Origin of the sequence: Brevundimonas sp. Root608, assembly GCF_001427825.1 — a bacterium.
In the GTDB taxonomy this organism is placed as follows: domain Bacteria; phylum Pseudomonadota; class Alphaproteobacteria; order Caulobacterales; family Caulobacteraceae; genus Brevundimonas.
The window spans coordinates 571418-597792 of sequence record NZ_LMGT01000001.1 but is presented as its reverse complement, the minus strand read 5'-3'; the positions used below and the strand labels follow the sequence as shown (position 1 = coordinate 597792).

Annotated in this window: 25 protein-coding genes; 15 read left to right on the top strand and 10 right to left on the bottom strand. The window is 69.8% G+C overall.

Features of this window, described 5'->3' with window-relative positions; all coding sequences use genetic code 11:
• Window positions 1–103: 103 nt before the first annotated feature.
• The 3 genes from ASD59_RS02735 to ASD59_RS02725 all read left to right on the top strand — a co-directional run bounded on the left by ASD59_RS02735 (window position 104) and on the right by ASD59_RS02725 (window position 4512).
• Window positions 104–1735: a peptide chain release factor 3 gene (locus ASD59_RS02735; RefSeq protein WP_055827939.1), complete on the top strand. Its 1632-nt coding sequence runs from the start codon at window positions 104–106 to the stop codon at window positions 1733–1735.
• A 99-nt stretch (window positions 1736–1834) separates the two neighbouring features.
• The gene (locus ASD59_RS02730; protein ID WP_055827936.1) at window positions 1835–3091 is read left to right on the top strand and encodes a DUF1570 domain-containing protein; all 1257 of its coding nucleotides are present in this window, start codon (window positions 1835–1837) and stop codon (window positions 3089–3091) included.
• Between the two features lie 182 nt (window positions 3092–3273).
• Complete coding sequence (locus tag ASD59_RS02725; protein ID WP_055827934.1) at window positions 3274–4512, top strand: hypothetical protein; 1239 nt, start codon at window positions 3274–3276, stop codon at window positions 4510–4512.
• 6 nt (window positions 4513–4518) lie between these two features.
• On the opposite strand, the gene cysQ is transcribed toward ASD59_RS02725, so the two are convergent.
• Window positions 4519–5304 carry a 3'(2'),5'-bisphosphate nucleotidase CysQ gene (gene cysQ / locus ASD59_RS02720; protein ID WP_055827931.1) on the bottom strand — a complete coding sequence of 262 codons (786 nt, stop codon included), beginning with the start codon at window positions 5302–5304 and terminating at the stop codon, window positions 4519–4521.
• Window positions 5305–5393: 89 nt separating this feature from the next.
• Between cysQ and chpT the strand changes: the two genes are divergently transcribed.
• The 6 genes from chpT (at window position 5394) to ASD59_RS02690 (ending at window position 10396) form a co-directional block, all read left to right on the top strand.
• On the top strand, window positions 5394–6062 hold the full coding sequence (gene chpT, locus ASD59_RS02715; RefSeq protein ID WP_055827928.1) for a histidine phosphotransferase ChpT: 669 nt from the start codon (window positions 5394–5396) through the stop codon (window positions 6060–6062).
• A 99-nt stretch (window positions 6063–6161) separates the two neighbouring features.
• Complete coding sequence (locus ASD59_RS02710) at window positions 6162–6533, top strand: response regulator (protein ID WP_055827926.1); 372 nt, start codon at window positions 6162–6164, stop codon at window positions 6531–6533.
• A 4-nt stretch (window positions 6534–6537) separates the two neighbouring features.
• The gene (locus ASD59_RS02705) at window positions 6538–7353 is read left to right on the top strand and encodes a CheR family methyltransferase (protein ID WP_055827924.1); all 816 of its coding nucleotides are present in this window, start codon (window positions 6538–6540) and stop codon (window positions 7351–7353) included.
• Between the two features lie 316 nt (window positions 7354–7669).
• On the top strand, window positions 7670–7921 hold the full coding sequence (locus ASD59_RS02700) for a hypothetical protein (RefSeq protein WP_055827919.1): 252 nt from the start codon (window positions 7670–7672) through the stop codon (window positions 7919–7921).
• 142 nt (window positions 7922–8063) lie between these two features.
• Entirely contained in the window at window positions 8064–9947 is a 1884-nt protein-coding gene (locus ASD59_RS02695) for a M20/M25/M40 family metallo-hydrolase (protein ID WP_055827916.1), read from the top strand.
• Entirely contained in the window at window positions 9944–10396 is a 453-nt protein-coding gene (locus ASD59_RS02690; RefSeq protein ID WP_055827913.1) for a MaoC family dehydratase, read from the top strand. The genes ASD59_RS02695 and ASD59_RS02690 overlap by 4 nt, the downstream gene beginning before the upstream one ends.
• Window positions 10397–10640: 244 nt before the next feature.
• Here ASD59_RS02690 and ASD59_RS02685 read toward each other — a convergent pair whose 3' ends face one another.
• The 6 genes from ASD59_RS02685 to ASD59_RS02660 form a co-directional block, all read right to left on the bottom strand.
• Window positions 10641–12188, bottom strand: a complete 1548-nt coding sequence (locus ASD59_RS02685; RefSeq protein ID WP_055827909.1) for a bifunctional GNAT family N-acetyltransferase/carbon-nitrogen hydrolase family protein — start codon at window positions 12186–12188, stop codon at window positions 10641–10643.
• 183 nt (window positions 12189–12371) lie between these two features.
• Entirely contained in the window at window positions 12372–13175 is an 804-nt protein-coding gene (locus tag ASD59_RS02680; protein WP_055827906.1) for a YkgJ family cysteine cluster protein, read from the bottom strand.
• A gap of 6 nt (window positions 13176–13181) precedes the next feature.
• Window positions 13182–13733: a hypothetical protein gene (locus ASD59_RS02675; RefSeq protein ID WP_055827904.1), complete on the bottom strand. Its 552-nt coding sequence runs from the start codon at window positions 13731–13733 to the stop codon at window positions 13182–13184.
• 62 nt (window positions 13734–13795) lie between these two features.
• Window positions 13796–14446 carry a hypothetical protein gene (locus ASD59_RS02670; RefSeq protein ID WP_156376903.1) on the bottom strand — a complete coding sequence of 217 codons (651 nt, stop codon included), beginning with the start codon at window positions 14444–14446 and terminating at the stop codon, window positions 13796–13798.
• Window positions 14447–14464: 18 nt separating this feature from the next.
• The gene (locus ASD59_RS02665) at window positions 14465–15352 is read right to left on the bottom strand and encodes a CsgG/HfaB family protein (RefSeq protein WP_055827898.1); all 888 of its coding nucleotides are present in this window, start codon (window positions 15350–15352) and stop codon (window positions 14465–14467) included.
• Window positions 15353–15354: 2 nt separating this feature from the next.
• The gene (locus tag ASD59_RS02660; protein ID WP_156376902.1) at window positions 15355–15969 is read right to left on the bottom strand and encodes a hypothetical protein; all 615 of its coding nucleotides are present in this window, start codon (window positions 15967–15969) and stop codon (window positions 15355–15357) included.
• A gap of 306 nt (window positions 15970–16275) precedes the next feature.
• Here ASD59_RS02660 and ASD59_RS14150 point away from each other — a divergent pair, with 306 nt between their 5' ends.
• From ASD59_RS14150 to alaS, 4 genes are all read left to right on the top strand, one after another.
• The gene (locus ASD59_RS14150; protein WP_056617463.1) at window positions 16276–16674 is read left to right on the top strand and encodes a hypothetical protein; all 399 of its coding nucleotides are present in this window, start codon (window positions 16276–16278) and stop codon (window positions 16672–16674) included.
• A gap of 230 nt (window positions 16675–16904) precedes the next feature.
• Complete coding sequence (gene recA / locus ASD59_RS02655) at window positions 16905–17987, top strand: recombinase RecA (protein WP_055827892.1); 1083 nt, start codon at window positions 16905–16907, stop codon at window positions 17985–17987.
• Between the two features lie 216 nt (window positions 17988–18203).
• On the top strand, window positions 18204–18674 hold the full coding sequence (locus tag ASD59_RS02650) for a hypothetical protein (protein WP_055827889.1): 471 nt from the start codon (window positions 18204–18206) through the stop codon (window positions 18672–18674).
• A gap of 98 nt (window positions 18675–18772) precedes the next feature.
• A complete protein-coding gene (alaS, locus tag ASD59_RS02645) occupies window positions 18773–21448 on the top strand; it encodes an alanine--tRNA ligase (RefSeq protein ID WP_055827887.1) in 2676 nt (891 codons plus the stop codon).
• Here alaS and ASD59_RS02640 read toward each other — a convergent pair.
• From ASD59_RS02640 to ASD59_RS02630, 3 genes are all read right to left on the bottom strand, one after another.
• Complete coding sequence (locus ASD59_RS02640) at window positions 21445–21999, bottom strand: DUF2939 domain-containing protein (RefSeq protein WP_055827877.1); 555 nt, start codon at window positions 21997–21999, stop codon at window positions 21445–21447. The two genes, alaS and ASD59_RS02640, sit on opposite strands and share 4 nt — an antisense overlap.
• Window positions 22000–22072: 73 nt before the next feature.
• Entirely contained in the window at window positions 22073–22666 is a 594-nt protein-coding gene (locus tag ASD59_RS02635; RefSeq protein WP_055827874.1) for a DUF2939 domain-containing protein, read from the bottom strand.
• A 151-nt stretch (window positions 22667–22817) separates the two neighbouring features.
• On the bottom strand, window positions 22818–24032 hold the full coding sequence (locus ASD59_RS02630) for an NADP-dependent isocitrate dehydrogenase (protein WP_055827871.1): 1215 nt from the start codon (window positions 24030–24032) through the stop codon (window positions 22818–22820).
• 201 nt (window positions 24033–24233) lie between these two features.
• On the opposite strand from ASD59_RS02630, the gene ASD59_RS02625 reads away from it, so the two are divergent.
• Together ASD59_RS02625 and ASD59_RS02620 are read left to right on the top strand one after the other, a co-directional pair.
• Entirely contained in the window at window positions 24234–25340 is a 1107-nt protein-coding gene (locus ASD59_RS02625) for a DUF1176 domain-containing protein (protein WP_055827868.1), read from the top strand.
• Window positions 25289–26245, top strand: a complete 957-nt coding sequence (locus ASD59_RS02620; protein WP_055827865.1) for an NAD(P)/FAD-dependent oxidoreductase — start codon at window positions 25289–25291, stop codon at window positions 26243–26245. The genes ASD59_RS02625 and ASD59_RS02620 overlap by 52 nt, the downstream gene beginning before the upstream one ends.
• Window positions 26246–26375 lie beyond the last annotated feature (130 nt).

Below are 26375 nucleotides of genomic sequence, written 5' to 3'. Positions count from 1 at the left end.
GAACGGACGATGACTCCAAAAGCCCTGTCCGGCGAGGGGTTATTCGCCGGCGAGTGACTTTCGGCCCGGTCCGCGCTACGTCCCGCCGCCCAACGGATCGAACATGTCGAAACTCCCTCTCGAACAGGAGGCCCTGCGCCGCAGGACCTTCGCCATCATCGCGCACCCCGACGCCGGCAAGACCACGCTGACCGAGCACATCCTGCTGGCCGGCGGGGCCATCCGCGCGGCCGGGGCCGTGCGCGCGCGCGGCGAGAACCGGCGCACCCAGTCCGACTGGATGAAGATCGAGAAGGAACGCGGCATCTCCGTCTCGGCCTCGGTCATGACGTTCGAGCACGACGGCAAGATGTTCAACCTGCTCGATACGCCCGGGCACGAGGACTTCTCGGAAGACACCTACCGCACCCTGACTGCGGCCGACTGCGCCATCATGGTGCTGGACGCCGCCAAGGGCATCGAGCCGCAGACGCTGAAGCTGTTCGAGGTCTGCCGCCTGCGCGACATCCCGATCATCACCTTCATCAACAAGCTGGACCGGGAGGCCCAGGACCCGATGGCCCTGCTGGACGAGATCGCCTCGCGCCTGCAACTCGATCCGGCGCCGATCTGGTGGCCGGCGCAGAGCGGAAACCGCCTGCGCGGCATGGTCGAGATGGGCACCGGAAAGTTCCAGCCCTACGCCCGCAAGCCCGCCGGCTCGGCTGAGGACGTGCCCCACCCAGACGCCCTGCCGCTGGCCGAAGCCGCGCAATATTTCGAGGCTGGCGAGCATGAGGCCCTGCTGGAGGCGCAGGAGCTGGTCGAGGGCGGCTATCCGGCCTTCGACCGCCAGTCCTTCCTCGAAGGGCATATGACGCCGGTGCTGTGGGGCTCGGCCCTGCGCCATTTCGGCATCGACGAACTGCTGGCCGCCATCGGCGAATGGGCCCCGCCGCCCAAGGTGATGAAGGCGCACAAGGCCGCCCCGGCCGGAACCCGCAACGCCGCCGAACCGGTCCCCCTGACGGTCGCGCCCGGCGAGCCCGAGGTCACCGGCTTCGTCTTCAAGGTCCAGGCCAACATGGACCCCAACCACCGCGACCGCATCGCCATGTTCCGCATGGCCTCGGGCAGGTTCCAGCGCGGCATGAAGCTGAAGGTCCAGAACACCGGCAAGCAGCTGAGCGTGAACGCCCCCATCATGTTCTTCGCCTCGGACCGCGAGCTGGCCGAGGACGCCTATGCCGGCGACGTCATCGGCATCCCCAACCACGGCGTCCTGCGCGTCGGCGACAGCCTGTCCGAGAGCGGCCTGATCCGCTTCGCCGGCCTGCCGAACTTCGCCCCCGAAATCCTCCAGCGCGTGCGGGTCAAGGATCCGCTCAAGGCCAAACACCTGAAGAAGGCGCTGGACGGCCTGGCCGAGGAGGGCGTGACCCAGCTGTTCCGGCCCGAGATGGGCTCCGACTTCATCGTCGGCGCCGTCGGCCAGCTGCAGTTCGAGGTCATGGCCGACCGGCTGGGCGAGGAATACGGGCTCGAAGTCATCTTCGAGCCCTCGCCCTGGGCCGAGGCCCGCTGGATCGGCGGGACCAAGGCCGACGTCGAGGACTTCATGGGCAAATACCGCGGCCAGATGGCCCGCGACATCGACGACGACCCGGTCTTCCTGGCCAAGTCGAGCTGGGAGACCGGCTACGTCATGGAACGCTTCCCCGTCGTGGCCTTCACCAAGACGAAGGAACGCGGCTAGGCCCGCAGGCTCACGCGCCTGTGGGTTCAGTCAAGCTGAGGCTGGACCGCATGCCCCAAAACAGGCTTGGGTGACGGACGTTCCGGGGGGAGTTCCGTTTTGCGTCCAGTTGTCCGTTGCCTTCTGCTCGCCCTGTCGCTGAGCGCCCTGGCGCCGACGACCGCCCTCGCCGAATGGCGTCGCGCCCAAAGCGAGCATTTCGTCGTCTACAGCGACGGCTCGGAACGGTCGCTGCGCGACTACACGGCCAGGCTCGAGCGGTTCGATGCGCTCCTGACGGCCCGCTTCGGCGCCGGGCGCGCGACCGAGGCTCGCAGGCTGCCGGTCTATCTGGTGGGCGACGGCCGGGCGCTTCGCGTGGCCGTTCCGGGCCTTCCGCCCGGGATCGCCGGCTACTATTCCTCCAGCGACATCGACGTCTTCGCCGTGCTGGTGCGCGGCGAAAGCGACGACATCCTGCTCCACGAATACAGCCATCACGTCATGGCGAGGGCCGGCGACGCCCGGTATCCGGGATGGTTCCGCGAGGGCTTCGCCGAGTATTTCGCCACCGCGACGGTCACCGAGGGCGGCGAGGCGTCCTTCGGCCTGCCTGACCGGGGGCGGCTGTACGCCCTGCAGCAGAACCGCTGGCTGCCGATGGACGCCGTGCTGCGGGCCGACAGCCCTCTCGCGATCGACAGCCAGACGGGCATGAACATGTACTACGCCCAGTCCTGGGCCCTGACCCACTGGCTGCTGTCCGACACGGGGCGGATACGAAACCTCTCCGCCTATGTCGCCGCGGTGAACGGCGGCCGGGACCCCGTCGAGGCCTGGCAGGCGATCTACGCCATGACGCCCGAGCAGCTGACGGCCCAGCTTCGGGCCCATGTGCGCGGGCGTCTTTCCTACACAAAGCTGGACATCCCCCCGATCAGTCCCGTCATCACGGTGACGACCCTGTCGCCCGCGGCCGATGCGGTCATTCTGCCGGCGATCAACGCCCGCTCGTGGGATCCCGAACAGCTCGACGGCCCCGCGCTTCTGGGAACACTCCAGGCGGCCGCGGCCCGTTTCCCTGACGATCCCCTGGCCCTGGTCGCCCTGGGCCGCGCGGAAAAGCGCTGGGGAGACGAGGCCGCCGCCGAAACAGCCCTGACTCGCGCGCTCGAACGCCAGGCGGACAACGTCGAGGGCCTTCTCCTGATGGCGGATCTCGCCACGGAGCGCGGGGAGGCCGCGGCGAACGAGGCCGAGCGGACGCGGCAGCGGGATCTGGCGCGGGATTTCCTGCGCCGCGCGTTGGAGGCCGACCCCACCGACCATCGGGTCTACACGGCCCAGGCGCGGTTCCGCCGGTATGGGCGCGACTGACCAGCGGTCAGCCCGGCCACCGGTCCGGGAGGCATGGCTTGATCGGGCAGATCGAACAGACGGCGACCGTTCGGACAGACTTTCAGCGCACGGTCGAACTCCCGGCGCGGCGCTGCGTTTGCACCCTGCAGCCCCGGGACGCCTGTTTGGTCCCGAAGCGGGACGACGGAGCGTCTGAACCCATGTTCGAATTCGGCCGGGATTTGAGAAAGCTGTTCGAAAATGCGCGCGAGAGCGACGACCTCGGCTGGCTGGAGCTGATCGGCGCGGACCTGGTCGAGGCCGAGGCCCGACGCGAGACCATCGACGCCGGCCGGGTCTCCAGCGCCCGTCCCTTCGCCGGCTGGATGCGCGCCTCGGCCCTGTGGCGCGAGCACGCGCGCCGCACCGGTCGCAAGAGCAGCCTCGACCGCGCGGCCTCCGCCGCTTCCGACGCCGCACGGCATACGACGACGCCGGACCAGACGGCGGCCGCGGCCGTCGAATCGGGCGAAATTCACCTGTTGCGCTTCGACCTGTTCGGCGGGCCGGAGAAGCTGACGGCGGCGCTGGCGGATGTTCAGTCCCTGGCCGCGGAACGCCCCGCCACCCAATCGGCGGCGGCCGCGCTGCACGCCCGTCTGACCGCGCGCCGGGCGCGGCTGTCGGGACAGCCCTCGGTCATGCTGGACGCCGCGGCCCTGCTGGACGCCGCGGTGCACGGCTCCCGCGGGCTGCCCCGGACCATGGGCGACGAACTGAGGCTGGAGCGCGCGGCGCTGTCGCTGGAGGCCGGGGTGGCGCGACGCGACGGCCGGTTGCTGGATCAGGCCGGCCGCGACCTGCGGGTGCTGGTCGAGACCGCCTCGCCTGACTACCGCCCCCTGACCCGCGCCCGCGCCCTGGCGCTCGCCGGCGCCGGCCTGATGGCCCTGGCCCGGCTGGCCCGCAACGACGCCGCGGTCGAGCAGGGCCAGGCCCTGTTCCGGGCCGCCGCGGACCAGTTCACGCCGGACCACAGTCCGCTGGACTGGGTCGCCGTACAGCTGGTTCAGAGCCCGGGCGACACCCCGCTGCTGCCGCTCACACAGGCCGAGACCCTGACTCGCGAACCGGGTCTGGTCCTGGGCGCCCTGGCGCGCGAGCGACGGCTGGCGGCGGCGACCAACATGGCCGAGGACGCCGGCGACGTCGCCGCCCTGTTCGGGCTGGAGACGATCGTCCGCCAGCGCCTCGCCGCCCGGGAGTCTCAACCTCTCGACTGGGCCGCCGACCAGATCGGCATGGCGCGGCTGGCCATGGCCCGGGGCCGCCTGATGGGCGTCGAGCCGCGCGCGGTCGGCCTGATGCTGGCCGAGGCCATGGAGACGGCCCGCGAATGGGGCGCGCCGGCGCTGGTCGAGCGGGCCCTGCTGGCCGTGCCGGAGACGGTCGGTCTCTAGTTCGGCCTAGCCGCCGAGGGCCACGAACCCGCCGTTTGCAAAGCGGGGCTTGCCATAGCGCAGCGGCTGGCCGTCCTCGGCCATGACCCGGCCGCCGGCCGCTTCCAGCACCGCCTGCCCCGCCGCCGTGTCCCATTCCGAGGTCGGCCCGGTGCGCGGATAGGCGTCGAACCGCCCCTCGGCGATCAGGCAGAATTTCAGCGACGAATCCGTGCCCTGCCAATGGACGCAGCCGTGGCGCGAAGCGAGGCGCTGGGCCTCCGCGTCGGTCATGCTGTGGCTCATCACCGCCATGGGCGAGGCGGGCCGGTTGCGCACCTTGATGGCCTGCCAGCCCTCGCCGAAACGGCGGCGGAAGGCGCCCCCGCCCGGCGCGCCGCTGCGCCAGGTCGTGGCCGTGGCCGGCGCCGTCACCACGCCCGCGACCGGCGCGCCCTTGTGGATCAGGGCGATGTTGACGGTGAAGCTCTCGCGCCCCTCGACGAAGCCCCGCGTGCCGTCCAGCGGATCGATCAGCCAGAACCAGTCCGCGGCGTGGTCGGGGGCTCCGTGGACCTCGACGGCCTCTTCGGCGACGGTCTGGACGCCGGGATACAGCGCCTCGAGCCGGGCGAGGATCAGGGCCTCGGCCTCGCGATCGGCCCCGGTGACGGGGCTGTCGTCGGCCTTGGCGTCGGCCACCACGCCGTTGCGCCACCAGGGCAGGATGACGCGCGCCGCGTCCTCGGCGATGTCGGCCAGGGACTCGGCCAGGGCGCCGGACGCGAGGTCGGCGGTCAGTCGTTTGATCATGGCGCGGGATTAGAGCATCGGACCGGTTTCGCGAACCGGCAAATCAGGTCAGCGTCCGGCCTGTTGTCCGACTGTTGCTCCGGGGCCCTATGACCGACACCTCCACCGCCCGGCCCGACGGCCCGGCCCTTCCCGACGGCCAGGCCTTGGCCGCGCTGATCGCCGGCAAGCTGTGCCATGACTTCATCAGTCCGGCGGGCGCGATCAGCTCCGGCCTGGACCTGCTCAAGGATCCCTCGGCCCAGGATATGCGCGACGACGCCATGAGCCTGATCGAGGCCAGCGCGAAGAAGATGGTCGCCCTCGTTTCGTTCGCCCGGGTGGCCTTCGGCGCCGCGACATCGGCCGAGCGGTTCTCGGCCGCCGAGCTGGGCGATCTGGTGGCCGGCCTGACCGAAGGCGGCCGCGCGACTCTCGACTGGAAGGTCGGGGACGGCAGCTATTCCAAGGCCCAGTCGCGGGCGCTGGTGAATCTGGCGTATCTGACCATGGCGGCCCTGCCGTCCGGCGGAAACGCCGTCATCGTCACCCGGCGGGACGGGGACGACCTGATCGTCGAGGGGCTGGCCGAGGGAAACCGCGCCCGCCTGAAGGCCGAGGCCGTCGCGGGTCTGGCGGGACAGGCCCTGGGCGAGGGCCTGCCGGGCCAGTGGATACAACCCTACTGGCTGTGGCTGACCGCGCACGACGCCGGCGGCTCGCTCGACGTCCAGTGCGAGGAAGGCCGCGTCGTCCTCTCCGCCCGCATGCCTAACTGAGACTTAAGCCGGTTTCCCAAGGACTCATTAACCGGCTCGGGGCGACTATGGAGATGTCGCACACCGGGCGTTGTGAGACGCAGTATTGGAACACGGACCTTGACCCCCAGAACCTGTCTGATCGTCGACGACAGCCGGATCATCCGCAAGGTCGCCCGGCGCATCGTCGAAGGACTCGGCTTCGAGGTCGATGAAGCCGCCGACGGCGCCGAGGCCCTGGCCTTCTGCGTCGGCGTGATCCCCGAGGTCGTTCTGCTGGACTGGTCGATGCCCGTCATGGACGGCATGACCTTCCTGCGCCGCCTGCGCGCCCTGCCCGGCGGCCTCGCCCCCAAGGTTCTGTTCTGCACCATCGAGACCCGCGCCGAGCGGATCGCCGAGGCCCTGTCCGCCGGCGCCGACGACTATGTGATGAAGCCGTTCGACGGCGAGATCCTGACCTCGAAATTCGCCGAAGTGGGGGCCGTCTGACCCCATGACGCCGGACGATTTCGATCGCCTCCAGAACCTGATGGCCTCGCGCGCGGGGTTCAGGCTGACGCGCGACCGGATGAAGCTGGCCGAACATCGTCTGGGCCCCGTGGCCCGGCGCGAGGGGTTCGAGACGGTCGACGCCATGCTGGCCTCGCTGTGGGCCAAACCCGTCGCCTCCCTGGGCTGGGCGGTGATCGAGGCCCTGCTGAATCCCGAAACCTGGTTCCGCCGCGACCGCACGAGTTTCGACACCCTGGCCGGGGAGCTCCTGCCGGCGCTGGGCAAGGCGCGGGGCGGTCAACCGGTCAGGATCTGGTCCGCCGGCTGCTCGACCGGCCAGGAAGCCTGGTCCCTGGCCATCGCGGCCCAGGAAGCCGGCGTCGCCGTCGAGATCGTCGCCACCGACCTGTCGCAACGCGCGCTCGAAAAGGCCCGGTCCGGCGCCTACACCGGGTTCGAAATCCAGCGCGGGCTCAAGGCCGAAACCATGCTGCGCTGGTTCGATCAGGCCGAGGACGCCTGGATCGCCAGGGCCGAGCTGCGCGCCATGGTCCATTTCGCCCGCGCCAATCTGACCGACGCCCCGACGGACGATCACCGTTTCGACGTCATCTTCTGCCGCCACGTGCTGGGCGACGCCGATCCCGCGCGCCGGCGCGACATGTTCGACAATCTGGAACGCCGCCTCGTCGATGACGGCTGCCTGTTCCTCGGCCCCGACGAACAGCCGGACGGCGACAGCATCGCCTTCCGCGCGGTCGCCGGCCGCAAGGGCCTGTTCGTGAAATCGACGGCGGCGCTGCGCCGCGCGGCCTGACGCAGCGGACATTCGCCATTCGGCGATGCCTGTACCGGGTGCGGATATAGCGGCCGTCACGCCTCCGGTGTCGCGCATGTGTCGTCAGAAATGTCCCGGCGGCGGCATCGCATTTTGTGTCTGGGCCGGGCGGAGTGTCCCCTTTGGAGGACAGCGGCGCCTTGGCGGGGCCATCGCCTCCGGACGGCGGATTTGGGGCCAGCCCCTCATGTTGCGCCTGCCGAATTTCGCGCGTATTTCTATTTCGCCAACCGCGGCTATTCCGCCGCCCCAACAGAAACGGTCGATCATCATTTCCCCAGCCTGAGGCGTTAAAATGCCGGACTATCGCATCTACCTGCACGACGGACCCGACACTCCGCCTGCCGCCGAGATCGTGACGGCGAACGACCATGTAGAGGCGCTTGTTCTTGGGGAGATTCGATTGCTGTTGAGCTCGGCGTTCACCCATGCCGTCGTCTCGCTTGACGGCCAGATGGTTGGCTCTCTCAAGCGCGACAGCCAGCCGAGCCTGGACGAGTTGGCGGCGGGCTCGGCCAGACCGGAACCACCCGTCCTGCCGTTGTAGCCGTGGAAATCGCGTCGCGATCCCGTCCCGGCGTCTGCTTCAATCTCCGCAACGGGTCGGAACCCGTCCTCGCTCCGGCTGCCGAAGGATGACGAACCCGACATAGCCCGCTAGCGTGGCCGTTCATCGGGGAGGATGGGTCATGCGGCTGCTCTGGCTGGTCGGATCATTGGCGCTGGGGTTGCTGATCGCGGCGCTGACCCTGCAGAGTCCCCGCCCCGTCCCGGCCAGCGCACCCGCGACGGCCTTCTCCGCCGGACGGGCCATGGCGGACGTGCGCGAGATCGCGCGACGCCCCCATCCCGTCGGCTCGACGGACCACATCCGGGTCCAGACCCTGCTGTTGCAGCGCATGGCCGCCCTCGGCCTGCAGACCTCGACCCAGACCGGCCCCCTCTCGCCCGAGGCGGTGCAGCGGATCGAGCGCGACGGACGGTCGGCCTCCGGTCTCGAGCTGACCAATCTGATCGGCGTCCTGCCCGGACGCGACCCGCGCCTACCCGCCGTCGCCCTGATGGCGCACTACGACACCGTGCCGGACTCCGCCGGCGCCGCGGACGACACGGCGGGCGTCGCCGCCATTCTCGAGACCGTCCGCGCCCTCCGCGCCCGCGGCGCCGCCGACCGCACCCTCGTCGTTCTGCTGACCGACGGCGAGGAGCTGAACCTCGACGGCGCGCGCGTCTTCTGGGGCGGACATCCCCTGCGCGACCGCATCGGCGCGGTGGTCAATCTCGAGGCGCGCGGTGGCGGCGGCCGGGCCATGATGTTCGAGACGGGCCGTGGCAACGCCCCGACCATCGCCCTGTTCGCCCGCGCGGCCGTCAAGGCGACCGGCGGCGTCTCGTCCAATTCTCTGGCGGTGTTCGTCTATGAGCTGATGCCCAACGGCACCGACTTCACCATCCCCAAGGACCGCGGCGTCCAGGGGATCAACCTCGCCTTCATCGGCCGCCCCGCCCAGTATCACGCCGACGCCTCGACGCCGGACGCGCTCGACCAGGGCAGCGTCCAGCACATCGGCTCCCAGGCGCTGGAGACCGCGGACGCCCTGTTGCGCGCGCCCGCCCTGCCCGCCGCGACGCAGAACCTCGTCTACGCCGACCTGTTCGGACGCTTGATCGTCGGCCACGCGCCGGCGACCGGCTGGCTGCTGCTGGGCCTGGCCTTCCTCGCTCTGGGCGCCGCGATGTGGCGGGCGCGGTCGCGCGCCGGCCTGACCTTCGCCGACCTCGGGCGTGGCATGGTCGACGGCCTGTGGTTCCTGTCGACGGGTCTGGTCCTGACCCAGGCCGTGCGGCTGCTGGCCGGACCGCTGTCGGCCCGCGCCGACAGCGCCGAGGCCTACTACACCCTGCTGGCCCGCCTGCCGTGGATGGAGGCCGGAGTCGCGCTGACGGTCCTCGCCCTCGCGCTCGCCCTACTGGGCGGGCGGACCCGGCCCGACCGCCGCGTCGTCGCTGTGGGGGTCGCCGCCTCCGCCTTGCTTGCGGTGGCGCTGGGCGGATTGAACCTCATCGTCATCGGCGCCGCCGTCGTCGCCGTCGGACTGTCCCTCACGCCGACCCTCGCGGCCCGCACGACCTGGGGCGGATGGACAGGATCGATCGGCCTGATCCTGATCGTCGCGGCAGCCGCCCAGGCCTCCGCGCCCGAGGCCGCCTTCCTGTTCGTCTGGACCGGCCTGCTCGCCGCCCTGACCGCCGCGCTCGCCGCCTTCCTCGATCCGGGCCTGACCGGCGCGCGGTCGCTGGCCCCCATCGCGGCCGCCGCCGTCCTGGGCGCCGGCTGGATCGCCGGACTGGCCCACACCGTCTTCCTCGGCATCGGCATGGACCTGCCCGGCGTGCTGGTCCTGCTCGGCTTGCTGGTCCTGATGTTCGTCCGGCCGCTGAGCCCGGAGCGGGCCATGGCGCGGCCCCTGCTGATGACGGCCCTGGCCGTTCTGTTGCTGGGCGCCGCCCTGTCCGGCACGGCCCGGTTCGCCGAGCCCCGGCCGGCCCCCGCGACGGTCGCCTCGGCATGACCGCGCCGACGCCCCTGTATCTGGAAGACCTCCACGTCGGCCAGACCTTCGTCACCCCCTCGGTCACGGTCACGACCGAGGACATCAAGGCCTTCGCCCGCCAGTTCGACCCCCAGCCCTTCCACCTCGACGAGGATGCCGCGCAAGACAGCCTGTTCGCCGGCCTGGCCGCCAGCGGCTGGCACACGGCGGCGCTGAGCATGCGGCTGCTGGTCGACGGCCTGCCCATCGCCGGCGGCCTGATCGGCGTCGGCGGCGAGACCACCTGGCCCCGCCCCACCCGGCCGGGGGATACGCTGACGGTTCACGTCGAGGTGCTGGAGATCACCCCCTCGAAGTCGCGTCCCGACCGCGGCATGGTCCGCACCCGCAACGAGACCCGCAACCAGCACGGCGAGCCGGTGCAGATCTCCCGCCTCGGCATCGTCGCCTGGCGCCGCCCCGCCTAGTGACGGCGGAGGCCGGCAGGTTCTTCACCAAGGGCACGAAGGAAGGCACGAAGGGCACAACGGGACCGGGGATTGCGTCAAGCGAGCGCTTTCTTCCGCCGGTCATGAGATCGCGGGTTCGCCGCATTCAATTATCTGCGGCGAACCCGGCCCCATCCTTCACCCCGGCCGCTTCGTGTCCTTCGTGACCCTTCGTGCCCCTGGTGATGAACCAGCTACCGCGCGAGCAAGGGCCCAAGCCGCCTCAGCCTCCGTCGGTCCACACCGTCTTGTACAGGTCGAACCGCCGGTCGCGCAGATTGCGCACCGTCCCCTGCGACTTGGCCCAGGCCAGGTCCGACAGATCCAGGTCCGCCACCGTCACCGTCTCGACGTTCTCCGACGCCTCCGCCGCCACCCCGTCCCGCGCGAACGGGAAGTCGCACGGCGTCAGGATGCACGATTGCGCATACTGGACATCCATGTTCTCGACGTTGGGCAGATTGCCGACATTGCCCGACAGGATGACGTAGCACTGGTTCTCGATGGCCCGCGCCTGCGAGCAGTAGCGCACCCGCAGATAGCCCTGCCGGTTGTCGGTGCAGAACGGCACGAACAGCAGCCGCGCCCCCTCGTCGACCAGCCGCCGCGCCAGTTCCGGAAACTCGGAGTCGTAGCAGATCAGCACCCCGATCGGGCCGCAGTCGGTGGGGATGGCGTGCACCCGGTCGCCGCCCTTGATGTTCCACCAGTGGCGCTCGTTCGGCGTCGGGTGGATCTTCTCCTGCTCGTGCACCGAGCCGTCCCTCAGGAAGACATAGGCCACGTTCTGGATGTCGCCGTCGTCGGTCTGCGTCGGGTGCGAGCCGCCGATGATGTTGATATTGTACTCGACCGCCATCTTGCGCATCGCCTCGACGAAGCGCGGCGTGTAGCGGGTCAGGGCCTCTATCGATTCCACCGGCGTCAGCTTCTTCTTCTCCAGCGACAGCAGTTGCAGGGTGAACAGCTCGGGGAAGACCACGAAGTCCGAGCGATAGTCCGAGGTCACGTCGACGAAATATTCGATGTTGGCGATGAACTCCTCGAAGCTGGCGACCTTGCGGGCCTGCAGCTGCACCGTCGCCACCCGCACCGTCTCCTTGACCGCGAAGGCCGCGCCCCGGCCGTGCGTCTCGGTGTAATAGGGATTGCGCCACACCATGTGCGCGGCATGGCCCATCGAGGCCGTGTCCGAGGTCAGATAGTTCTCCAGCACCCCGATCGGCTCGAAGCCCGAACGCATGTGGAAGCCGATCACCGGATCGTTGAGCTTCCTGGCCGTGACCGCGTCCAGATATTCGCGCGCGTCCGGATAGGCCGCCTTGCGCCGCGCCAGCCCCGGCATCCGCCCGCCGAAGACGATGCCGCGCAGGTTCTCGGCCTCGCACAGGTCGCGCCGCGCGTCATACAGCCGCTGGCCGATGCGCAGCCGCCGCCGGTCGGGATCGACGCACACCTCCATGCCGTAGAACCAGTCCCCGACCGGATCATGCCGCGCCGCATAGCCGCCGCCGGTGATCTGGGTCCAGGTGTGCGGCGACATCGCCGTCTTCTCGTCGATGCGGAAGCCGGCGGCGTAGCCGACGATCTCGTCGGCGTATTCGACCACGAACTGACCATCCGGAAAGGCGGCGATCTGCCCCCGCAGCATCCCCGGCGTATAGGCCGGCATGTCCTTGTAGACCTTGGCCACCAGCGCCGAGATGGCCCCGACATCGGCCAGCTTGGCGTTGCGGATGGAAAGGACGGCGGGCTTGGAGGGTTTTGTCATCCGCCCTGAACGCATGGCGAAGCTTGGAGATCAATCCCTGGGGGGGGAGAGGCAGCACGAATGCAGCCTGTGACTCCTCGCAAACCTGAAGGGGTCCGCTGTGCGGGTCAGCAATCGCGCGCGTCCACACAGGACGTTTCACCGTTGGCAGTCGTCCCGTGATGACCGACTGCCAGCCCGGTCTCACAGGCCGCCGATCACCTGTTTCAGGATCTCAGCCGCCGGCCGGTCACGCGGCGAAGGCGGAGCCTGGGCGTCCTGGACCAGCGACAGCACCAGCGGCAGCCAGCCGTCCCGGAGATCGGCGTTCAGGAGCGCCAGCGACGGCCGGGCCTCAAGGACCACCTTCTCGATCCCCGGAGCCAGGGCGGCGCACAGGTCCGGCGGCGAGGTGACCAGATATTCGCGGCATGACAGCGGACGGTCGGCGTGGATCGAACACGCCTCGTCCTCCAGGAAGGGACAGGCGACGCCGGCGGCGAAATAGTCCCGCGCGATCACCTGGCGGTCATCGTGGTTCTGATCGAGGCGCTCCATCAGGCCCAGCGGCTCCAGGGTGTCGAGGGCCGCGTCGAAACGGCGGCGCACCCGTTCGCGCCGGGGTTCGGGCATGGCCTCGACCAGCCGGGCCAGGGCGCGGGCCTCGGCGGGGGCGACCGGCACCAGTTGGCGGCAGCAGGCGCCGCAGCCGGCGCGGCAGGAAATCTCGCGCCCATCCGCTTCGGCCCGCGCCGTCGCCCGCGTCGCGAACAGGCTGCTGAGGCCATGCAGGATCGGCAGCACGTCCTCGACCGCGACGGAGCCGGCGGGCACGGTCATCTCGACCGGAATCCGCTCTCCCCCTACCTCCAGCACCACCCGGCCGGTCGCGGTCGTCCCCCCGTCGCACGGAGCCGCCGACAGGCGCACGACCGCGTCTTCGTCCGGCTCGACCCGTTGCGGCGGCGTCCTCGCGGCGTACGCCGGCGCGCCTGGAACGCGTTTCATCGGCCACTATCGCCGGCGGGGACTCGCACCGCTGTTTCCGGGTTCGGCCGGCAGGGCGCACTGCTGAACGCCATCCCGTGTGACGACCTCGCCCCGCCGGGCGATGCAGGCGCGAGCCGTGTAGTCGATGTCGATCTTCGTAAAGTTCAACGCGACACCCTGTTTGTGGATGTCGAGGTCACCCGGCGCCGGCAGGCGGCACTGCTGGACGCCTTCATGCCTGACGACCTCGCCGCGCCGGGCCGTGCAGGCCTGGACGCTGTTCACCCGGTCGATCTTGAGGAACATGTCGACGGATCTCGTCTGACCGGCAGGGCCCGATGACTCCGGCGGGGCGGCCCGACATGCGCTCAGTGGGGCCTCCGGAATATGTTTGCCGGTGGCGCAGGCCGTGAGCTGGGCGTCCTGATCGATGTGATCCCGGTTCGAGGTCGTTCCGGGCGCCGTGCCGACGGTCCCTGGAGACGGACGCAGGCCTTCCTGGGCCTGGACCGATACGACGACGAGGCCGAGGTCGAATATGGCCGCGCCGGCCAGGATGATCGCTGCTTTCCTCATGGTGTTCAGTTCCTTGTTACGGTCATTGGGACGGGCGAACCGTCGGCGGGGCTCGGTCGTGTCTATCGCGTGGTCGACACTGCCCCCAGGGCCGAACCGCCCTCCTCGCGGCGGGCCGTCGCCGGCAGGCGGCACTGCAGGACGCCCTCATGCATGACGACAACCCCCCGTCGCGCCGTGCATGCCTGGGCTGGATTCACCCGATCGATCCGCCCCCATGACCACGACTCGATGTCGATGGGTCCGCCGGATGGGTTGGCGGTCGCCCGCGCGTCTTCGGTCTCTGAACCCGATTGGCCGCCGGTTGATAGGCTGGTGACGATGGTGCGCGGGTCGGCCTCTGTGACGGTGACGCGGACGCGACCGCCGCCGCGGGCAACCACGGTCATCAGCCGACGGCCTGCAGGATCGACGGCGTAGACCCTCCCCCGGCCGGGCCTGATCGGCGCGGAGGTCATCGACGGCGCGTCATTGACGGGCGTGACGGTCACGACCGCCGGCGCCGTGGGATTGGTCAGGAAGACTGAATAGCGGCCGGGTCCGACGGAGAAGATGACCTCACCCCGGGCGTCGGTCTGGACGGGGGCGGCGAGCCACTCGGGCTCGCCCTCTAGGCCGATGGGTATGCCCTGGATCGGCGTGCCCGGCGTGGCTTGCCCGAACCCCGCGAGGAACAGGCCGATGGCGGCGATGGCGACAGGTCTGACGGTCATGGTCATCTCTCGAGGCTGTTAATCCGCTTTCAGCACGTCGCCGCGGATCGGCGGCTCGCCATCGACGACGCTGGCGGTCGACAGTCGGGGGCGCACTGTCTCGACCCGAACCCGTCCGATGCGGGCCATTTCGACGTCCAGCACCTCGCCGGTGCCGGGATCGGTCAGGGTGCGGCCAGGTCGCCAGACGCTCAGCGTCAGGCCGGACTGGACGTTGCGGTCGGCGCCGGCGTTCAGATAGACGCCGTTCTCGGCGGCATCGACCACCAGCGCCGACCATTCCACATCGCGCATTCCCCCGGCGATCTGATCCACGGCCTTCATGATGGCGTCCTGGCCCGCCTGGCCGATGGGGGTGGCGCGGAAGATCTCGCCGCCCAGGCGCGCGCCGCCCCAGTTGTCGACCAATCCAGCCTCCGAGGTGCGCGACGAGGCGCGGCCCTGGGCGCTGGAGGTCGAGACGACCTGGCCCGTGGCGGCGTCGATCAGGCGCAGCGCGATCTCCATCACCGCGGTCTGGCTGCGGGTGCTCGCCCGGCCGCCCAGCAGGCCGCCCAACGGGCCGCCGCTGATGCTCATGCCGCCGCCGCCCGCCGCCGCTTCATACTTGGTCACGGTCGCACGCACGATGGCGCTTGGCGCGATCCCCTCGCCGGACCCCTCCACCACCAGGAAACGCCCGTCCTCGACCAGGGCCTGGGTCAGCATGGCGGTCATGCCGACGGCGGTGACCGAACCGCCGACGGACTCTGTGGCCTGAAACAGGTCGACCGCGATGGTCTTTCTCAACCCGTCAAAGGTCGCGCGGTTCTGGGACCGGGCCTCCACCGGAGCGGCGGCGCCGGCGACCAGGACCAGGGTCGCGCTTGTCAGCATCCGTCGGCGGTTCAGGGTCAGGTCGGTCATGCTCATCGCACCAGGCGGATCGAGCCGGTGATGGCCACGGTCGGGAGGGGGGCGGCGCGCGCCGGGGCCGCCCGGGCGTCCGGCGGCGGAATCCGCGGATCGACCCGGCGGTCCGGGCGGCCGTCGCCGTTCATATCGCCGGGCTCCACGTGAACCCCGGCGCGCGCGCTGTCGACCGGACCGGCGGTGTAGGGGAAGCACAGGTCGCGAGCGGCCGGCGACGGGCCGCGGCCCCCGTCCCGTCCCGGCCCCGGGGCGGCGCCGCCAAGAGTCAGTTGTCGCTCAGCCTGTGCGGTCTGGACCGCCGGCAGCAGCAGTCCGATCAGGACCCCGATGATGTGATTCTCATCCTGACCGCCGCCAGAGCGGCCGATCGCCGACCTGAGGCCGGGTCCGTCGAGACAGATGTCGTAGTCGCCCGCGGGCATTTCGAACCGGAAGCCGCCCTGCCCGTCGGTGCGGGTGGTGGCGACTGTGCGCCCCCCGCGCATGGAGGAAATCACGATGTCCGTGAAGATATAGCCGCCGGCGCCTCGCGTCGTTTGAGCGCTGGCGGATGTCGACAACGCCAGGCCCACCAGACTGGCCAGCCCGATCAGACCCACTCGCGATGTCATGATGGCAGTTCCGACAGCCGCTTGAATATCGGCGGTTTCTCAGGCTGGTCACGGTTGAGCTTGGCTGTCAATGCGACTTGAATTTGTCAGGACCCGGAGCACGGTTTCAGCGACAGTCGTCGTCTGGAGATCCGGGCGGAACGCTGATCCAGGCCTGGGGACGGCGCTCGTCGAGTCTGACCTGAAGGCCCGCCGGCTCAGGGAGCTCGCGCATGGATCACAGGCCGCATTGACAGCGAGGCCTCTCGGTGACCAGCGTTGTCTGACCGCGAACGGCGGCCGACATGGCCTTGCGGGAAACCCGGCATGACATCGAAACTCAGACTTGTCGCCCTCATCGGCCTCGCCTTGGCGACCTCGGGGGCGGCGATCAACCCGGGCGAACCGATCGACGGAGTCGATGTCAAACTGGGGAAGAATCCCGGTGGCTCGGCATCGGTGGTCGCGACCACGGATCGTGAAGGCCGTTTCTCGGCGCGGGTGAGGGTCGAGCGGGGTGAATACACGGTTTCGACAGCCTGCTCTCCCCGACAGACCTGCCCGCCAGACAGGCAGTTGACGCTCGCTGTTGATGGGCGGCGTGTCAGGCCCGACGCCCGAGGCGTCTATCTGTTTCCGGTCGGCGCGAGCCTGGGCACGGTGATGCTCCGCGGACGAGTTGAGATCTTCGACAGATGGGGACGTCAGAACGAGACCCGCCGGTAGAACGTCGTGGTTCCGGCCAGCCAAGCGAATATGACCGGGCGCACCGTCAGGCCCGCCCCGATACGTCAAATTTGGACGTACCTCTCCGCCATTCCAAAAAGAACATATTGGCAACCGGAACAAACCGTGCACATATTGCCGCTCACAGGGAGTGGGTCACGGTCATCGGACCGAAGGCGGGCCTCTCCCCCGGGTACCAGTTGGGAATCATGGCAAGGGAGAGCGGCAAGGTGGCGGCACAGGCGAATCTGAAATTGGTGACCCGGGACGACGGCGACAAGCAAAGGGCCCTGGAGGCGGCGATCGCCCAGATCGACCGCGCCTTCGGCAAGGGCTCGGTGATGAAGCTCGGCAAGGGCGGGGTGGTGGCGGAGATTCCGTCCGTCTCGACCGGCTCGCTGGGCCTCGACATGGCGTTGGGCATCGGCGGCCTGCCGCGCGGCCGGGTGATCGAGGTGTTCGGGCCGGAAAGCTCGGGCAAGACGACGCTCGCCCTGCACACCGTGGCCGAGATCCAGAAGGCCGGCGGCACCGCCGCCTTCGTCGACGCCGAACACGCGCTCGATCCGGGCTACGCCCAGAAGCTGGGCGTCAATCTCGACGACCTGCTGGTGTCCCAGCCCGACACCGGCGAACAGGCGCTCGAGATCGTCGACACCCTGGTGCGCTCGGGCGCCGTGGACATCGTGGTCGTCGACTCCGTCGCCGCCCTGACCCCGCGCGCAGAGATCGAGGGCGAGATGGGCGACAGCCTGCCCGGCCTGCAGGCCCGTCTGATGAGCCAGGCGCTGCGCAAGCTGACCGCCTCGATCAACAAGTCGCAGTGCATCGTCCTGTTCATCAACCAGATCCGCCACAAGATCGGCGTCATGTACGGCTCGCCGGAGACGACGACGGGCGGCAATGCGCTGAAATTCTACGCCTCGGTACGCCTCGACATCCGCCGCACCGGCGCGATCAAGGACCGCGACGAGGTCGTCGGCAACACCACCCGGGTGAAGGTGGTCAAGAACAAGGTCGCCCCGCCGTTCCGCGAGGTCATCTTCGACATCATGTACGGCGAGGGCATCTCCAAGCTGGGCGAGATCATCGACCTGGGCGTCAAGGCCGGGATCGTCGAGAAGTCGGGCAGCTGGTTCTCCTACGACAGCCAGCGCATCGGCCAGGGCCGCGAGAATGTGCGCGCCTTCCTCAAGGCCAATCCCGACATCGCCGACTCGATCGAAAAGGCCGTGCGCGCCTCGACCACCAAGATCGCCGAGGAGCTGCTGGGCACGCCCGAACCCGACGAGGGCCAGGACCTCGAGGGCTGATCCTGGCGAGACTCATGAGACTCATGAGACGCCTTTTTTTTGAAGTCCATGGAGTCTCATCCGAACCTTCTCCGGCCGGGTCCGCCGACCCGCCACCGACCCCGCCGGGCCGGGCCGGACGGAGCGGCCGCTCGACCCCCACCCGGGTCGGGCGGCCTTTTTTCTTGCGGGCCCGCCGGCCAGGCGTAACCATACGCGCCGGGAGGACCGCGCATCATGACCACCAGACCGGGTGCCCTGGCGCGCGCCGTCCTCCTTGCCGGCTTGGCCGGCGGCGCGGCCGACATCCTGACGGCCTTCGTCATCTACCGCCCCGCCCCGCCGATGCGGATCCTGCAGTCGGTGGCCAGCGGCCTGCTCGGCGCGGAGGCCTTCAGCGGGGGCCGGACCACCGCGGCCATCGGCCTCGCCGCCCACTTCGTCCTCGCCGTCATCTTCGCCGCCATCTTCGTCGCCGCCGCCCTCCAGGCCCCGGTGGCCCTGCGCCGGCCCGTGCTGTCAGGCCTGCTGTTCGGCGTGACCGTCTACGGGGTGATGGATGCCATCGTCGTGCCCCTGTCGCTGTCGCCCCCGCGCCCGGCCCCGCCGCCCGCCGACATCATCGCCCTCGGCCTGATGGCGCACGCCTTCTTCGGCGTGGCCATGTCGCTCACGGCCGCCCGGCTGCTGCGCGGCCCGCCGGCCTGAGCAGGCCTCGCGCGTGGTCACGCGCGGGTGATGCATTGGGGCCGAAACCCCTATATGACGCGCCTTCCCTCCGCCTCCCCGATTGACCGCGCACGCCCATGACCCGTTCGTCCAGCCTCAACCAGATCCGCTCGACCTTCCTCGACTATTTCGCGGCCGACGGTCACGAGAAGGTCGCCTCCGCGCCCCTGGTGCCGCAGAACGACCCGACCCTGCTGTTCGTCAACGCGGGCATGGTGCCGTTCAAGGACTTCTTCACCGGCGCGGCCACGCCCCCGTACAAGCGCGCCGCCAGCTCGCAGAAATGCGTTCGCGCCGGCGGCAAGCACAACGATCTGGACAACGTCGGCTACACCGCCCGCCACCACACCTTCTTCGAAATGCTGGGGAATTTCTCCTTCGGCGACTATTTCAAGGAACACGCCATCGAGATGGCGTGGAACCTGTGCACGAAGGAATTCGGCCTCGACGCCGACCGCCTGATGGTCACCGTCTACATCGACGACGACGAGGCCTTCGACCTGTGGAAGAAGATCGCCGGCCTGCCGGAATCGAAGATCGTCCGCATCGCCGGCTCCGACAATTTCTGGTCCATGGGCGACACCGGCCCCTGCGGCCCCTGCACCGAAATCTTCTGGGACCACGGCGACCACATCCCCGGCGGCCCTCCCGGCTCGCCGGACGAGGACGGGGACCGGTTCGTCGAGATCTGGAACAACGTCTTCATGCAGTTCGAACAGGCCGCCGACGGCAGCCGCACCCTGCTGCCCAAGCCGTCCATCGACACCGGCATGGGCCTCGAGCGCATCGCCGCCGTGCTGCAGGGCGTCCATTCCAACTACGAGACCGACCTGTTCCGCACCCTGATCGCGGCTTCCGAAGATGCCACCAACACCCGGGCCGAGGGCGACCGCACCCCCAGCCACCGCGTCATCGCCGACCACCTGCGCAGCTCGTCCTTCCTGATCGCCGACGGCGTCACGCCCTCGAACGAGGGCCGCGGCTACGTCCTGCGCCGGATCATGCGCCGCGCCATGCGCCACGCCCACCTGCTGGGCGCCGCCGATCCCCTGATGCACCGCCTCGTGCCGACCCTCGTCGCCGAGATGGGCGAGGCCTATCCCGAGCTGCGCCGAGCCGAGGCCTTCATCACCGACACCCTGAAGCAGGAAGAGATCCGCTTCCGCACCACCCTGGGCCGCGGCATGGGCCTGCTGGAGGACGCGTCGCGCGACCTCGGCGAGGGCGGCGTCCTGTCGGGCCAGACGGCCTTCACCCTGTACGACACCTACGGCTTTCCGCTCGACCTGACCCAGGACGAGGCGCGCCGCCGCGGCTTCACCGTCGACACCGACGCCTTCGACGCGGCCATGAACGAGCAGCGCAGCCGCTCGCGCGAACACTGGACCGGCTCGGGCCAGACCGCCTCGACCGGCGAATGGCTGGCCCTGCGCGATCGCCTCGGGCCCACCGTCTTCACCGGCTATGACGCCGTCGAGGGTTCGGGCGAGGTCCTGGCCATCGTGCGCGACGGCGCCTCGGTCGACGAACTGGCGGCCGGCGAAACCGCCGAGGTCCTGTTCGACCAGACCCCCTTCTATGGCGAGGGCGGCGGCCAGGCCGGCGATCGTGGCGAGATCGAATGGACCGACGCCCACGGCCAGCAGGCCTCGGCCACGGTGCTGGACGTCCAGAAGCACGCCGGCGACCTGTTCGCCCACCGCATCGAGGTGACCTCCGGCACGCTGGCCGTCGGCGCCCGGGCCCGGCTCCGCGCCGCGCCGGACGCCCGCCTGACCACCCGCGCCAACCACTCGGCCGCCCACCTGCTGCACAAGGCCCTGGCCAATGTTCTGGGCGGCCACGTGGCCCAGAAGGGCCAGATGGTCGATGCCGAACGCCTGCGCTTCGACTTCAGCCACAACGCCCCGGTCACCGAGGACGAGCTGGCCCGGATGGAGGATGAGGTGAACGCGGTCATCCGCCAGAACCTGCCCGCCGAAACGAAGATGATGGGTCCGCAGGAAGCCATCGCCGCCGGCGCGGTGGCCCTGTTCGGCGAGAAATACGGCGACGAGGTCCGCGTCCTGACCCTCGGCCGCGACCTTGTCGAGGCTGACAAACCGTATTCGGTCGAGCTGTGCGGCGGCACCCACGTGGCCCGCACCGGCGATATCGCCCTGTTCAAGATCACCTCCGAGACCGGCATCGCCGCCGGCGTGCGCCGCATCGAGGCCCTGACCGGCGAGGCCGCCCGCCAGTATCTGCTGGGCCAGGCCGGCGTCGCGAAGTCGCTCGCCCAGTCGTTCAAGGTCCAGGTCGCCGACGTCCCGGCCCGGGTCGAGGCCCTGACCGCCGACCGCCGCGCTCTGGAGAAGCAGGTCGCGGACCTGAAGAAGCAGCTGGCCCTCGGCGGCGGCGGCGCCGCCGCCAACGCCGCGCCGGAAGAGATCAACGGCGTCAAGCTGATCGCCCGGGTCCTGGACGGCGTCGATGGCAAGGGTCTGCGCGGCGTGGCCGAGGACTTCCGCAAACAGGTGGGTTCGGGCGTCGTCGCACTGATCGGGCTCACCGACGGCAAGGCGGCGGTCACCGTCGCCGTGACCTCGGACATGACGGGCACGGTCAACGCCGCCGATCTGGCGCGGGCCGCGGTCATCGCCATGGGAGGACAGGGCGCGGGCGGAAAGGCCGACTTCGCCCAGGGCGGCGCGCCCGACGGATCGAAGGCCGAGGCCGGCCTGGCGGCGGTGCGGGCGGCGCTGGCCCCCTAGGCCGGCGCGCTCTGCAGGTCCACCGCGGCCAGCTTCCAGTCGAACAGGCCGCGCCGCTGCAGGATCAGCGCCAGATGGTCGTCGGGCCGGTCGCGGTCGGTCAGGGTGACGGCGAATTCATTCAGGCTGCGATAGCCCCAGGACTGGTGGATGTCGTTGCCATCCCGCTCGTCGGCGGGGTTCGGGTCGCCCGGCTTCGTCGGATCGGGCGCCTCGGCCGTCATGACCATGTCCGCCACCACCTCGGGCGTGACCAGGGTGTCCACCGCGCCTGACAGCAGCATGGGCGCCAGCATCATGCCCAGCCCGCCCAGCCCGCTTTCCACCACCCGCGGGTCGCGTCGCATGCGCGCGATCAGCTCATCGTTCAGCTCATCCTTCAGGCTGGCGCGCAGCGAGGGGAAGTCGACCAGTTGTTCGATCTTGCGCGAGTCTCCGGCCTTGGCCGCATTGATCAGGGCCTTGGCCGCCAGAATGGGCGACGCGGCCCAGGCGAGCACGAATGCGCAGAGGGCCGCCACGGCGACGCCGACGATGATCTTTCTGGTCATGCTTCCCTCTGGCGCCGAAACGCCTTCCCGCCGTCACGGTACCCGGGAATCGGCCGGCGGCGCCAGCCCGCGATCAGCCGCCCTTGCCGCCGCTGTGGCCCACGGTCGGGGGCGCCGGGCCCGGAGCGGGGGCCACCCCCTCGGGCAGGCCGATGTGAACCAGCTTCCATTCGAACGGGCCGCGGCGCTCGAAGGTGAAGATGGTCCGGGACCCGCCCTCGTCGGTCACCGCCATCCGGGCGCGGTTGATGCTCCAGAACACCGGGCCGGGCATGGGATTGGTGCGTTCGGTCTCGGGCGCCGCGCCGGTGCGCTGCGAGGCGTAACGACCCTCGCCGCGCGTCAGGGCCCCGAGTGCGGCGGGCGTCAGATAGACATCGACGTCGGGCGCCGCGGCGGGTGAGGCCTGCTCCAGCTGACGCCGCACCGCGCCGATCGGGTCTTCCATGAAGGACGGCGCGGGGGCCATGGCCGCCGGATTGCCGCTCAGTTGCGGCCGCAGCGACTGTCGCACCGCCGCGAAGTCGATCAGGCGGGACAGGCCCGCCACGTCGTTCGCGTCGGCCGCCGAGCGGATGGCGAAGAAGCCCACGGCCGGGGCCAGAAAGAAGCTGACCACGCCGGCGATGACGGCCAGCAGCAGCAGATTGCCGAAAAGCTTCTTCATCGCAGCCCCCGAAGTTCGCCATCACAATGCATGAACGCCGGTTCCGCTCAAACGAAAGGCTCGCCGGACGCGAGTCCGGCGAGCCTTGGTTGGTCTGACGCGGTCCCAACTCAAGCAGCGAGCGACCGCGTCGCGAGCGATAGCGCCCCTTCTAGGAAGCCTTCGCCGTGGTCAGGTTCTCGGCCACCTTGTCGAGGAAGCCCTCGGTGGTCAGCCAGCCCTGCTGGTCGCCGACCAGCAGCGCCAGATCCTTGGTCATGTGGCCGGCCTCGACGGTCTCGACGACGACGCGCTCCAGCGTGTCGGCGAAGGTCGCCAGTTCGGCGTTGCCGTCCAGCTTGGCCCGGTGCGAGAAGCCGCGGGTCCAGGCGTAGATCGAGGCGATCGAGTTGGTCGAGGTGGCCTCGCCCTTCTGGTGCTGGCGATAGTGGCGCGTGACGGTGCCGTGGGCGGCTTCCGATTCCAGGATCTTGCCGTCCGGTGTCATCAGCACCGAGGTCATCAGGCCCAGCGAACCGAAGCCCTGCGCCACCACGTCGGACTGCACGTCGCCGTCGTAGTTCTTGCAGGCCCAGACGAAGCCGCCCGACCATTTGATGGCCGCGGCCACCATGTCGTCGATCAGGCGGTGCTCATAGGTCAGGCCCTTGGCCTTGAAGTCGGCGGCGAATTCCTCGTCGAACACCTTCTGGAAGATGTCCTTGAAGCGGCCGTCGTAGGCTTTCAGGATCGTGTTCTTGGTCGACAGATAGACCGGGAAGTTGCGGCCCAGACCGAAGGCGAAGCTGGCGCGGGCGAACTCCGTGATCGAGTCATCGAGGTTGTACATGCCCATGGCGATGCCGGCCGAGGGGAAGTCGAACACCTCGTGCTCGATCTCCTGCCCGTCGTTGCCCACGAATTTGATCGTCAGCTTGCCGGGGCCCGGGATCAGGAAGTCGGTGGCCTTGTACTGGTCGCCGAAGGCGTGACGGCCGACGACGATCGGCTGGGTCCAGCCGGGCACCAGACGCGGCACGTTCGAGCAGATGATCGGCTCGCGGAAGACCACGCCGCCGAGGATGTTGCGGATGGTGCCGTTGGGCGACTTCCACATCTTCTTCAGGCCGAACTCCTTCACCCGCGCCTCGTCGGGGGTGATGGTGGCGCATTTCACGCCCACGCCGTGCTTCTGGATGGCCTTGGCGGCGTCGATCGTCACCTGATCGTCGGTGGCGTCGCGGTTCTCCATGCCGAGGTCGTAGTAGTCGAGCTCGAGGTCCAGGAAGGGGAAGACCAGCTTGTCCTTGATCATCTGCCAGATGATCCGGGTCATCTCGTCGCCGTCGATGTCCACGATGGGGTTGGCGACCTTGATCTTGGCCATGCGGGTGTTCGCCTTTGACTGGGGATGGGGGAGTGAGCGCGCGGTATAGCGGCGCGCGCGGGCCGGTGCAAAGGGCGCGGACGGACATGACTTCCGCGACGAAAAATGATCGTCGCACCGGGACTCGATAAAGAGGAGACCTCACTCGCGGATTCCGGTTATCGTTCCGAAAGGCGCAGGGCCTGGCGAGACGGGGGATGAATGATGCGGCATCTTGGGGGAGCTTGCCTGGCGGCCATGGCGCTGGCGGCGTGTGGGCCGGCGGATGAGACGGCGGCGGCCTCTGCGCCCTCGCAGACGGCGTCCGCCGAGAACGCCGCGGCGGCCTCGGGCGCGCGCAGCGAGAGCCGCAAATTCCGCGACTGGCTGGCCGTCTGCGACAACACCAATGACTGCGTCGCCTTCGGGCCTGCCAGCGAGGGCACAGGCTGGGTGCGGGTCGGCTCGGCGCCGGGTCCGAATGGCGCGCGCACCGTTTCGGTCGGCTTCTGGCCTACCAGCGGCGAGGGGTTGACCGGCCCGATGACCCTCACCCTCGACGGTAGGAACCATGTCGCGGCGCCCGTCGCCGGGGATCACGAACCCGTCGGCGTGGCGCAGGTTCGCGCGGCCGACGCGGCCGCCGTCGCTTCCGGTCTGGCGGCTGGCGAGACCCTGACGCTGGCGGCGGGCGGCGAGACCGTTACGATGTCCCTGTCGGGAGCATCGGCGGCCATGCTCTGGATCGACGAACGTCAGGGACGGCTGAACACCCCCGCCGCCCTCGTCCGCAAGGGAACGGGCGCGCCGTCGCCCGTCCCCGGCCCGGAGTCCGCGCCGCATGTGATCGCCGCTCCGCCGATCGCCCAGACCGGTTTCGGCGACAGCGGCCAGACCCTTCCCCCGGCGCTGGAGGCCGTGGCCGCGGTCAAGGCCTGCCGGGCCGAGACCGCGGACACTGCGGTAAGCAACGAGGTCATGTCCGCGCGGCTCGACGCCTCGACCGAACTCTGGGCCGTGCCCTGCTTCGCCGGGGCCTACAACGTCGGTCACGACTGGTATCTGACCGGGCCGGGCGGGCGGGACCCGCGCGCCGTCAGCCTGGCGTCGGCGGGGGGCGAAACCGGCGCGGGCACCATCAACGGCGGCTATGATGCCGGAACCCGGACCCTGTCCGCCTTCTCCAAGGGGCGAGGCATCGGCGATTGCGGCACAGCCTCGACCTGGACATGGACGGGCCGGAGTTTCGTCCTGAGTGCGGAGTCCGAAATGACGGAATGCTGGGGCGTCCCGGCCGATTTCTGGCCGACGACCTGGCGCACGCGGTGAACGAAGCCGAGGTCCTGATCGTCGGCGCCGGTCCGGCGGGCCTCACCGCGGCCACCTATCTGGCGCGGTTCCGGCGGCGCGTGCTTGTGGCTGACGGGGGCGCGCCGCGCGCCTGCTGGATACCGCTCAGCCACAACATGCCGGGCTTTCCCAGCGGCATCACCGGCGACGCCATCCTGAGACGGATGACCGAACAGGCCGGGGAATACGGCGCCGTCATCGAGGCCGGACGCGTCGAGCATCTGGCGCGCGACGGCGACGGCTTCGTCGCCCGCCTGAACGGACGTAACCTCCGCGTCCGCGCGGTGCTGCTGGCCACCGGCGTGGTCGATCATCATCCCGACCTGCCCGGCGTCGAGCGCGCCATCGAACGGGCCCTGGTCCGCATCTGCCCGATCTGCGACGGCTATGAAGCCATCGACAAGGCGGTGGCGGTGATCGGCGACGACGACAAGGGCGTGCGCGAGGCGGCCTTCCTGCGCACCTATTCCGATCGGGTGACGCTGATCCATGTCGGGCCCGCCGAGGCCCTGACCGAGCATGGAGAAATGGCGCGCATGGGGATCGAACTGATCCGCGCCCCGATCGACAACGTCCGGCTGGAGGGCGATCGGGTCACCGCCCTGAGCTGGGGCGGGACCTTCCGCAGCTTCGACCTCGTCTATTCAGCGCTGGGGACCTCGCCCAATGCGAACCTTGCCGAAGGGCTGGGGGCGCGGGTCGGCGAGGACGGCCGCCTGTTCGTCGATGCCCACCAGGCCACCAGCGTGAAGGGCCTCTATGCCGCGGGCGACGTCGTCCGCGGCCTGAACCAGATCGCGGTCGCGGGGGCCGAGGCCGCCGTCGCCGCCACCGCCATCCACAACGCCCTGCGCGAGGCCGACGGCTGGACGGTGCGCGACTAGGTTCACAAGCCTGCATCCAAAAACGACGCAGGCGCATGCTTTGCTGATCCAGACCCGTCGGGTCGACCGAGCCGCCGGAATATTGAGGCCCGGACACGGCTCGGCCCGGACCCCGGGAGCAGGAGACTCC

Bases quoted from the DNA above. Each gene is read 5' to 3' on its own strand.
- ASD59_RS02685 (WP_055827909.1), bottom strand. From the start codon at position 12,188: ATGACAAAACCCTCCAAGCCCGCCGTCCTTTCCATCCGCAACGCCAAG.
- ASD59_RS02700 (WP_055827919.1), top strand. From the start codon at position 7,670: ATGCCGGACTATCGCATCTACCTGCACGACGGACCCGACACTCCGCCT.
- ASD59_RS02705 (WP_055827924.1), top strand. From the start codon at position 6,538: ATGACGCCGGACGATTTCGATCGCCTCCAGAACCTGATGGCCTCGCGC.
- ASD59_RS02630 (WP_055827871.1), bottom strand. From the start codon at position 24,032: ATGGCCAAGATCAAGGTCGCCAACCCCATCGTGGACATCGACGGCGAC.
- ASD59_RS02620 (WP_055827865.1), top strand. From the start codon at position 25,289: ATGCTGGGGCGTCCCGGCCGATTTCTGGCCGACGACCTGGCGCACGCG.
- ASD59_RS14150 (WP_056617463.1), top strand. From the start codon at position 16,276: ATGACATCGAAACTCAGACTTGTCGCCCTCATCGGCCTCGCCTTGGCG.
- ASD59_RS02650 (WP_055827889.1), top strand. From the start codon at position 18,204: ATGACCACCAGACCGGGTGCCCTGGCGCGCGCCGTCCTCCTTGCCGGC.
- ASD59_RS02635 (WP_055827874.1), bottom strand. From the start codon at position 22,666: ATGAAGAAGCTTTTCGGCAATCTGCTGCTGCTGGCCGTCATCGCCGGC.
- ASD59_RS02675 (WP_055827904.1), bottom strand. From the start codon at position 13,733: ATGAGGAAAGCAGCGATCATCCTGGCCGGCGCGGCCATATTCGACCTC.
- ASD59_RS02665 (WP_055827898.1), bottom strand. From the start codon at position 15,352: ATGACCGACCTGACCCTGAACCGCCGACGGATGCTGACAAGCGCGACC.
- ASD59_RS02680 (WP_055827906.1), bottom strand. From the start codon at position 13,175: ATGAAACGCGTTCCAGGCGCGCCGGCGTACGCCGCGAGGACGCCGCCG.
- chpT (WP_055827928.1), top strand. From the start codon at position 5,394: ATGACCGACACCTCCACCGCCCGGCCCGACGGCCCGGCCCTTCCCGAC.
- alaS (WP_055827887.1), top strand. From the start codon at position 18,773: ATGACCCGTTCGTCCAGCCTCAACCAGATCCGCTCGACCTTCCTCGAC.
- ASD59_RS02670 (WP_156376903.1), bottom strand. From the start codon at position 14,446: ATGACCGTCAGACCTGTCGCCATCGCCGCCATCGGCCTGTTCCTCGCG.
- ASD59_RS02725 (WP_055827934.1), top strand. From the start codon at position 3,274: ATGTTCGAATTCGGCCGGGATTTGAGAAAGCTGTTCGAAAATGCGCGC.
- cysQ (WP_055827931.1), bottom strand. From the start codon at position 5,304: ATGATCAAACGACTGACCGCCGACCTCGCGTCCGGCGCCCTGGCCGAG.
- ASD59_RS02660 (WP_156376902.1), bottom strand. From the start codon at position 15,969: ATGACATCGCGAGTGGGTCTGATCGGGCTGGCCAGTCTGGTGGGCCTG.
- ASD59_RS02735 (WP_055827939.1), top strand. From the start codon at position 104: ATGTCGAAACTCCCTCTCGAACAGGAGGCCCTGCGCCGCAGGACCTTC.
- ASD59_RS02625 (WP_055827868.1), top strand. From the start codon at position 24,234: ATGATGCGGCATCTTGGGGGAGCTTGCCTGGCGGCCATGGCGCTGGCG.
- ASD59_RS02690 (WP_055827913.1), top strand. From the start codon at position 9,944: ATGACCGCGCCGACGCCCCTGTATCTGGAAGACCTCCACGTCGGCCAG.
- ASD59_RS02640 (WP_055827877.1), bottom strand. From the start codon at position 21,999: ATGACCAGAAAGATCATCGTCGGCGTCGCCGTGGCGGCCCTCTGCGCA.
- ASD59_RS02695 (WP_055827916.1), top strand. From the start codon at position 8,064: ATGCGGCTGCTCTGGCTGGTCGGATCATTGGCGCTGGGGTTGCTGATC.